The organism is Cytobacillus oceanisediminis 2691 (assembly GCF_007678455.1).
Taxonomy (GTDB): domain Bacteria; phylum Bacillota; class Bacilli; order Bacillales; family Cytobacillaceae; genus Mesobacillus; species Mesobacillus oceanisediminis_A.
Genome location: NZ_VEEP01000197.1, coordinates 1 through 278, shown reverse-complemented (window position 1 = coordinate 278; position 278 = coordinate 1). Strand labels below are relative to the sequence as shown.

The 278-nt window shown below is 46.4% G+C and carries 1 protein-coding gene; it reads right to left on the bottom strand.

Annotated features, from left to right (window positions below; genetic code table 11):
* The coding region (locus FS736_RS25585; RefSeq protein WP_395883940.1) for a spore coat protein CotJB at positions 1–168 on the bottom strand (168 nt) is incomplete at its 3' end.
* Positions 169–278: the final 110 nt, after the last annotated feature.

The following is a 278-nucleotide window of genomic DNA, read 5'->3' as shown; positions in this document are numbered from 1 at the left end:
GGGATATTGGTGGAGAGGAGGATAGATGGTTTGAACAAGGTTTTTCAATGTGGGGGTTTGTTTAGGGAAGTGGTTGAACTGGTTGATGGGATGATAATCGTGAGGGTGGGTATGGAGATAGAGGGTAAGTTGAAGAAGAAGAAAATGAAGGGGGTGAAGTTGTTGGATGGGGGGATAAAATTGGTTGGGGAATTGTTTGATGAGTGGTGCTCGTCGGTTGGAGGGTGGTATGGTGAATACGAGGGATGATAGAAGACCTTTGAGAGGGTCGCTGTCTT